The 8,048-nt window shown below is 75.8% G+C and carries 7 protein-coding genes; 3 read left to right on the top strand and 4 right to left on the bottom strand.

Features of this window, described 5'->3' with window-relative positions; translation table 11 throughout:
• A partial coding sequence (locus AC0CYZ_RS19700) for an RNA polymerase sigma factor (protein ID WP_472218397.1) occupies positions 1-317 on the bottom strand: 317 nt, incomplete at its 3' end.
• A gap of 281 nt (positions 318-598) precedes the next feature.
• Here AC0CYZ_RS19700 and AC0CYZ_RS19695 point away from each other — a divergent pair.
• On the top strand, positions 599-2,218 hold the full coding sequence (locus tag AC0CYZ_RS19695) for a S53 family peptidase (protein WP_472218395.1): 1,620 nt from the start codon (positions 599-601) through the stop codon (positions 2,216-2,218).
• A 76-nt stretch (positions 2,219-2,294) separates the two neighbouring features.
• Entirely contained in the window at positions 2,295-3,482 is a 1,188-nt protein-coding gene (locus AC0CYZ_RS19690; RefSeq protein ID WP_472218394.1) for a neprosin family prolyl endopeptidase, read from the top strand.
• A gap of 43 nt (positions 3,483-3,525) precedes the next feature.
• On the opposite strand, the gene AC0CYZ_RS19685 is transcribed toward AC0CYZ_RS19690, so the two are convergent.
• From AC0CYZ_RS19685 to AC0CYZ_RS19675, 3 genes are read right to left on the bottom strand one after another with little or no spacing between them, the layout of a single operon-like run.
• Positions 3,526-4,164 carry a class II aldolase/adducin family protein gene (locus AC0CYZ_RS19685; protein ID WP_472218391.1) on the bottom strand — a complete coding sequence of 213 codons (639 nt, stop codon included), beginning with the start codon at positions 4,162-4,164 and terminating at the stop codon, positions 3,526-3,528.
• A gap of 36 nt (positions 4,165-4,200) precedes the next feature.
• Complete coding sequence (locus AC0CYZ_RS19680; RefSeq protein WP_472218389.1) at positions 4,201-5,238, bottom strand: zinc-dependent alcohol dehydrogenase; 1,038 nt, start codon at positions 5,236-5,238, stop codon at positions 4,201-4,203.
• Positions 5,235-6,737: a xylulokinase gene (locus tag AC0CYZ_RS19675; protein ID WP_472218387.1), complete on the bottom strand. Its 1,503-nt coding sequence runs from the start codon at positions 6,735-6,737 to the stop codon at positions 5,235-5,237. Before AC0CYZ_RS19675 ends, AC0CYZ_RS19680 begins: the two co-directional genes overlap by 4 nt.
• 125 nt (positions 6,738-6,862) lie before the next feature.
• Here AC0CYZ_RS19675 and AC0CYZ_RS19670 point away from each other — a divergent pair, with 125 nt between their 5' ends.
• The gene (locus AC0CYZ_RS19670) at positions 6,863-7,882 is read left to right on the top strand and encodes an NAD(P)H-dependent glycerol-3-phosphate dehydrogenase (RefSeq protein ID WP_472218385.1); all 1,020 of its coding nucleotides are present in this window, start codon (positions 6,863-6,865) and stop codon (positions 7,880-7,882) included.
• Positions 7,883-8,048 lie beyond the last annotated feature (166 nt).

The raw sequence follows: 8,048 nt of genomic DNA, 5'->3' as shown, positions 1-8,048 counted from the left end.
GGCAGGGCGTGGCCGGCGACGACCTCCCGGCCCGACCGGCGGATCACGGCCAGCGCCGCGCGGGCGGCCCCCCTCGCGAGCCAGCCCGGCAGCCGCTCGGGCCGGTCCAATGTGCCGAGGCGTTCCATGGCGCGCAGCCAGGTGTTCTGCACCGCGTCCGCCACGTCGCAGTCCTGGAGGCGGCGGCGACGCACGACGCCCCGCACCAGCGGCCCGTAGCGCTCGACCATCTCCTCCCACGCCGCGGGCTCGCTCCGTCGCGCCGCCTCGACCAGTTCCGCCGTGCTCCACCCCGTGACCGCGACCGCCGTGGACATCCGCAACTCCTCGTTCGACTACCGAGGAGCCTGTGAAAGCCCAGGTCGGGGCGGATCCGTCGAACCCCGGGGGTCGCCGCGGACCGGCCGGCGCCCGACCCCGGGGGATCCCCGGGTGACGCGACGCGCGGCCACGGACGCGCACGACCCCGGGGCCGGGACGTATCTGGCGGCCCGTCCCGCGCCTCGTTCCCGGTGTCCGGGCCCGCCGCCGACGGCGGACGCCCGGCGACCGTCACGTCGCTCCCGGTGCCGGGAGCCCACATCGAGCAGGTGCGCCCATGTCCGATCGCAAGATCTTCCACGACAGCGTCGTCCCGGTCCCCGTCGAGTCCGGGCCGCTGCCGAACGGCCTGATGGTCCATCCCGCCGGGGAGCAGCACCGGGCGGACCGCCTGACGCTGCACTTCTCGCTGGCGATGCCCGACGGCGCCCAGGCCGACCTCGAGGCGCGGGTGGCGCGCGGCGAGACGGTGTCGGGTGCCGACCTCGCCACCCACTACGGCGCGCAGGACGCCGCCGCGACGGCGCTGCAGGACTGGCTGCGCGGCGAGGGGTACGCCATCGAGGACGTCGCCGCCGACGGCTCCAGCGTCTACGCCAGCGCCCCGGCGGACGTCATCGCCTCGAGCCTCCAGGTGCAGATGGTCCGCGTGAGCCGCAACGGGTTCACCTACACCGCGGCCCGGAACGCACCGAGCCTGCCGGCCGAGGTGGGCGCCGCGGTGCAGGCCATCGGCGGCACCCAGCCCTTCGTCCAGGCGTCGAAGAGCTCGCGGCGCCGCACCCCCCGCGACGGCAACCGGGCCGGGCTGGGTGTCACGCCGGCGGCCACCCCGACCACCGAGGTCGACAACGCCCCGCCCTACACCGTCGCCGAGATCCTCGGGGCGTACGGCGCCGACGGCCTCACCGTCGACGGCAGCGGCCAGACGATCGCGATCCTCATCGACACGTTCCCGGCCGACTCGGACCTCGAGGAGTTCTGGAAGCGCAACGGCCTCTCGGTCGCGCTCTCCCAGGTCGAGAAGGTCCACGTCGGTAACGGGCAGCTCCCCGTGCCGGAGGGGGAGGAGACGCTGGACGCCGAGTGGACCAGCGGCATCGCGCCCGGCGCGACGGTCCGCATCTACGCCACCGGGTCGCTCGCGTTCACCGACCTCGACCGTGCCCTGGACCGGATCCTCGCCGACGCGGCCCAGCGGCCCGGGCTGCGGCAGCTCTCGATCAGCCTCGGGCTGGGGGAGCTGTACCTCAACGGGCCCGGCGGCGAGGTCGCCGTCGAGCACCAGAAGTTCCTCAAGCTCGCCGCGCTGGGCGTCAACGTCTTCGTCTCCTCCGGGGACGCGGGCTCGAACCCCGACGGGACCGGGCACAGCGCCACCGGCCCGCTGCAGGCGGAGTTCGAGGCGTCCGACCCCTACGTGATCGGGGTCGGCGGGACGACGCTCGAGCTCGCCGCCGACGGCAGCGTCGCCCGCGAGCGCGGGTGGTCGGGGAGCGGCGGCGGCCGCAGCGTCTACTTCCCGCGGCCGGCGTGGCAGCAGGGACCGGGCGTCGGGGGCACGCAGCGCCTGGTCCCCGACGTGGGCCTCACCGCCGATCCCGAGCAGGGTGGCTTCGTCGTCCTCGGCGGGCAGGTCGTGCAGTACGGCGGGACGAGCTGGAGCGCCCCGATCTGGGCCGGCTTCTGCGCCCTCCTCAACCAGGCCCGCGCGGACGCGGGCATGACGCCGCTGCCGTTCCTCGGCCCGGTCCTCTACCCGCTCGCGGGCAGCGACTGCTTCCGCGACGTCACGGCCGGCAGCAACGGCGCCTACCACGCGACGCCGGGCTTCGACCTCGTCACCGGTCTCGGGGTGCCGAACGTCCGCGCCCTGCTCGCGGCCGTCACCGCCTGAGCCCGTCACCGACCCCGATCCGATCCCGATCCGACCGACCGATCCCGATCCGCACCCACTCCGAGGGAGCACCACCATGACCGACATCCAGGACCGCAGCGTCGCGACCGAGATCGCCGCCCGCCTCCGGGCGCGCCACGACGCGTTGCACGTCGCCGCGACCACCACCACCCCCGCCGGGCACGTGCTCGACTGGGTTCCCGCCGACCGCCAGGGGGTCGGGCCGCTCGCCTCCCCGCCGCCGAGCTCGGCCACGACGACCACCGCCGACGCGACGGACCGGGACGTCCAGATCGAGGTCGCCGGCCTCGACGTCGGGACCGGGGGACCGGCGGGCACCGTGCCGATCCTGCGACCCGACCCCGGCACGATCAGCCACGCCCTCGCCACGGGGCAGGGGCCGAAGCGCGGCGGCCTGCGGGTGAACGTGAACCGGGCGAACCTGCAGCCCACGGACCCGGACCCGGCTGGCTACTTCCACTCGACGTCGTCGCAGAGCGTGACCTGCTACGGCTGCGAGGGCTGGTACAACGTCTGGGACCCGCAGGTCGGCATCCCGTCCTCGCCGGGCGACGACCACTCGATCTCCCAGACCTGGCTGCAGAACTACCAGACCCCGCACGTCCAGTCGGTGGAGGCCGGGCTGACGGTCGACAAGGCGCTCAACGGCGACCTCGCGAACCACGTGTTCAGCTACTTCACCACCAACGGCTACGCGTCGGACGGGGACAAGGTCGGCGGGTACAACCGGCTGCACCAGGGCTGGGTGCAGCACGACGCATCGATCTACCCCGGCATCCGGATCAACGGCAGCAGCGGGTACGGCAACCCGACCCAGCTCGTGATCGGCCTGAAGTTCCAGCTCTTCTCCGGCAACTGGTGGCTCGGCTTCGCCACGGACCGGAACGGCCCGTGGACGTGGATGGGCTACTACCCGGCGTCGCTGTTCGGGACCGGCCTCGCGACGCAGGCCCAGTGGGTCTCGTTCGGCGGCGAGGTCTACTCGGCGCTGGGCAACCCCTGCTCCACGACCGACCAGATGGGCAGCGGCCACCACGCCGAGGCCGGGTACTCCCGGGCGGCGTTCCAGAGCAACCTGCGCTATCAGTCGACGGTCGGCGGCGCGCTCGCCGACCTGGCCGGGGTGCCCGAGGTCGACGCCGCGGCCAGCGGCTGCCCGACCACCGCGTACACGATCCGCTGCACCATGAACAGCGGGTCGAGCTGGGGCAGCTACCAGTACTTCGGCGGCCCGGCCGCGTGAGTCCGGCCCGGCCGGGTGGCTCCCGCCGCCCGGCCGGGTCTCCTCAGCGCTGCTGGCCGTAGCCCGCCAGGTCGGCCACCACGCCCTCGATCTCCTCGGTGCTCAGCGTGCGCACCGGCAGGCCGGTGGCCAGCGCCCGCAGCTGCAGGTCGCAGATGTACTCGAGGTAGGCGACCAGGTCGAGCGCCTTGGCCAGGGACGGCCCGAGGGTGACGGCGCCGTGGTGGGCCATGAGCGCGCCGGTGCGGTCGCGCAGCGCCTCGAGGACGTTCGCCGCGAGGGCGTCGGAGCCGAACCGGGCGTAGGGCGCGACCCGGACCTGGCCGCCGAACAGCGCGGAGTAGTAGTGCGACGTCGGCACCGCGTCGACGACGGTGGAGAGCGCGGACGACGGCACCCCGTGGGTGTGGACGATCGCCGCCACGTCGCGCTCGGCGTAGACGGCCAGGTGCAGCGGGAACTCGCTCGACGGCTTGAGGGGCGCCTCGACGGGGGAGCCGTCGAGGCGGTGGACACCGACGTCGTCGGCCGTCAGGCCCGGGTAGTCCACCCCGCTCGGGGAGATCGCGACGAGGTCGTCGACGCGGACCGAGATGTTCCCGGCGGTGCCCACCACCAGCCCCCGCTCCTGCAGCGTGCGACAGGCGTCGGCGATCTCCTGGCGGACCTCGGCGAGCAGCATCGCCGCTCCTCTCGTGGACGTCGGCGGGTCGGGACTTCAGGGGACGAGCGCGTACTTGCTGCCGCGACCGGCGGCCATGTCCTCGAGGCTCTCCACGAGGCGGTCGAGCGGGCGGGTCTCGGTCACGAGGAAGTCGCCGTCCACCTGGCCCCCGGCGAGGAGGCCGACCGCGGTCGCGACGTGCTCCGGCGTGTGGTGGAAGACGCCCTTGAGGGTGTACTCGGCGTAGTGCATGGCGACGGCGTCGATGGTGACCGTCGACCCGGCGGCCGGCCCGCCGAACAGCACGGCCGTCCCGCCCGGGCGCAGCGCGCGCACGGCCTGCTCCCAGACCTCGGGCAGGCCCGCGGCCTCGACGCCGACGTCGGCGCCCCGCCCGCCGGGCGTCACCCGGCGCACCCGCGCCGCCCGCGCCTCGGGCCCGTCGTCGGCGCTCACGTCGACGGTCTCCGACGCCCCGGCCGCCCGCGCCTGCTCCAGGCGCCAGGGGGAGACGTCGACGGCGACGACGGCGGCGCCGCGCAGGACGGCGAGGCGCACGAACATCAGCCCGATCGGTCCGGCGCCGTGGACGACGACGGTGTCGCCCAGCCCGATGCCGCTCTCCGCGACGCCGTGCACCACGCAGGCCAGGGGTTCGACGGGGGCCGCGGCGGCGAAGTCGAGGTGGTCGGGCAGTTCGAAGGTGTTGCGCGCGGTGATGGCGGCGGGGACCGCGACCCGCTCGGCGAACGCCCCGTTGAGGAACACGAGGTTCTCGCAGAGGCTCAACCGCCCGATGGTGCAGGCCCAGCAGGCGTAGCAGGGGGCGGTGTTGGCCGCGACGACCCGCATCCCGGGCCGGAAGCGCTCGACCCCGTCGCCGACCGCGGAGACCACCCCGGCGAACTCGTGACCGAACCGCGCCGGCAGCGTCGGGAAGATCTTCGGGTGCCCGCGCCGGTAGGACTTGAGGTCGGTGCCGCAGGTCGTCGCCGCCCGTACGTCGACGACGATCTCGCCGGGGCCGGGCTCGGGGTCCTCGACGTCCTCCAGGCGCAGGTCGCCCGGCGCGTGGAACACCGCGGCCCTCACGGGGTCGTCACGGGCGAGCCGAGCGCGCGACGGGCCGTCGCCAGCGCCACGAAGGTTTCGCGCAGGGCGGGGTAGAGCCCGCGGTAGGCGTCGTAGAAGGGTCCGTACCGCTCGTGCGCGGCGGGGTCGGGCTCCACGGTGCGGGTCGACGGCGCCATCGCCGCGGCGGTGTCGGCGAGCACGCCCGGATCGTCCGTGCCGGCCGCGGCGAGCACCGCGGCGCCGTGTGCGCTCATCTCCTCACCCTCGCAGATCTGCAGCGGACGGGCCGTGACGTCGGCCAGCAGCCGGCTCCACAGCGGACTGCGCACGCCGCCGCCCATGGCCCGGATCGTCGTGATCGGGGTCCCCGTGGACCGTTCGAGGCCCTCGAGGTGCAGGCGGACCTCGTAGGCGCACGCCTCCATGAGCGAGCGGTAGACGTGGCCCGGGGTGTGGCTGCCGGACCAGCCGACGATCGCCCCGCGCGCGAGCGGGTCCCAGTAGGGCGCCTGTGCGGCGTTCCAGTAGGGGAGCGTGAGGAGGCCACCGGCGCCGGGCCCGGCCTCCGCGGCCGCCCGCTCGAGCGCCTCGTCCGGCCGCCCGTCCCCGTCGGCCCCGAACTCGGTGCGGAACCACGTCGTCAGGTAGGTGCCCGAGCTCAGCAGCGTCTCGGGGGTGAAGGTGCCCGAGGCGACGCCGGCGAGGGTGCGGAAGGCACGGTCCCAGACGTAGGCCGGGGTGGACACGCCGAGCACCAGCGCCGTGCCCACGTTGAGGTAGGCGGTGCCGGGGTCGGTCGCGGCCGCCCCCAGGCCGGCGGCCTGCCCGTCGCCGAGCCCGGCGAGGACCGGGGTGCTCGTCGGCAGCCCGAGCGCGGACGCCGCCTCCGCGGTCAGCTCCCCGACGGGCTCGCCGGGGGCGAGGAGCTCGGGCAGCTGCTCGACGCGCACGCCGGCCATCGAGAGGAGCTCCGGGGACCACGTGCGGCTAGCCAGGTCGAACAGGCCGAGGGCGTCGGCCGAGACCGTGCTGGTGGCCCACCGGCCGGTGAGCCGGCGGTGCAGGCAGGCCGCGACGTCGCCGACCTGCTCGGCCCGGCCCAGCACCTCGGGCTCGTGCGCGGCCAGCCACGCGAGCTTGTACAGCGCCGGGGTGACGTCGGGCGGCTTGCCCGAGAGCTCCTGGACGTGGTCGGTGCCCAGAGCCGCGATCTCCTGGTCGGCCCGGCCGTCGAGCCAGAGGATGCCGGGGCGCAGCGCGACGCCGGTGCCGTCGAGGCAGGCGAACGACTCCCGCTGGTGGGTCAGGCAGAGGGCCCGCACCGGTCGGCCGTGCAGCCCGGCGACGGCCTCGGCGATCGCGTCGCGGGTCGCGGTCCACCAGTCCTCGGGGTCCTGCTCGTGCCAGCCGGGGTGCGGGCAGTGGACCGCGAGGTCGCGGCGGGCCGAGGAGACGGTGCGCCCCCGGGCGTCGACCGCGAGCGCCTTCGCCGCGGTGGTCGAGCAGTCGACGGCCATGACAACCGGTGTGTCGCCCCCACCGGTCGCGTCCGTCATCGCCGTCCCTCCGCCGTCGCCAGGGCCCCGCGGCGCCCACGCTAGAGCGCGGGCGGCCGTGGCCGGTAGTCGTAGACTCCGCGGCCGTGCGGTTCACGGTGCTGGGAGCCGGCGCGATGGGTTCGGCCTTCGCGACGCCGTTGCGCGCCGGCGGGCACGACGTCCGGTTGTGGGGCACGTGGCTCGACGGGGAGATCCTCGAGACCCTGCGGGCCGGAGGGCCGCACCCGGGGACCGGGGTGCGCCTGGCCGAGGGGTGCGCCCTGTACGACGCCGAGGACCTGGCCGCCGCCCTCGACGGCGCCGAGGCCGTGCTCGTCGCGATCTCCTCCGCCGGGCTGACCGACGTGCTCGACCGCGCGCTGCCGCTGCTGCCGCCGGCCGCCGTCCTGGCCCTGGCCACCAAGGGCTTCGTCCCCACCGACGACGGGCCGGTGCTGATCCCCGACGCGGTCCGCGCCCGCGCGCCCGAGGCCCGGCTCGCCGTGGTCGGGGGCCCGTGCAAGGCCAACGAGGTCGCGGCCGGGCGGCCCACCGTCGCGGTGGTCGGTGCCCGCGAGGCCGAGGGGCTCGCCGAGGCGATGAGCACGCCGGTCTACCGCGTCGAGGCGTGCGCCGACGAGCCCGGCGTCGAGGTGTGCGCGGCCCTCAAGAACGTCTACGCCATCGCGCTCGGGATCGCCGACGGGCTGCCCACCGAGGCCGGCGGGCAGCCCTGGCACGACCTGCGTGCCGCCCTGTTCACCCGCGCGGTGCGCGAGCTGAGCGAGGCCACCGCGCGCGCCGGCGGCGACCCGGCCACGCCCTACGGGCCGGCCGGAGTGGGCGACCTCGAGGTCACCGGCCTGAGCGGCCGCAACAAGGTGTTCGGCGTCCGGGTCGGCGGCGGCGAGCGCCCGAGCGTCGCCCTCGATGCCATGGCGGCGCAGGGGCGCCTGGTCGAGGGCGTGCCCGCCGCCCGCCTCGCCCGCGGCTGGGTGGCCGACGACCTCGACCGCTTCCCCCTCCTGGCCGCGCTCGGCGAGCTCCTCGACGGCGACCGCTCACCCGGCGCGGACGCGGACGCGCGCGACCGGATCGTCCAGGCCGCGCTACGCGGGCGCTGAGCCGCGCGCTCCGGACTCAGCCGTCGCCGTCGTCGTCCGTCCGCGGCGCGACGGCCGGGGCGGGTGCCCGGGCCGGCCCGTCGCCCGGCGCCGTGACCTGCGGTGCCGGCGCGTGGACCTGGCTCGCCGGCGGGGGCGCGCCGTCGGAGTCCTCGCCGTGCCCGGC

Source organism: Actinomycetospora sp., assembly GCF_055612215.1.
The sequence above is the reverse complement of the archived record's forward strand: the minus strand, read 5'-3'. Positions and strand labels throughout refer to the sequence as shown.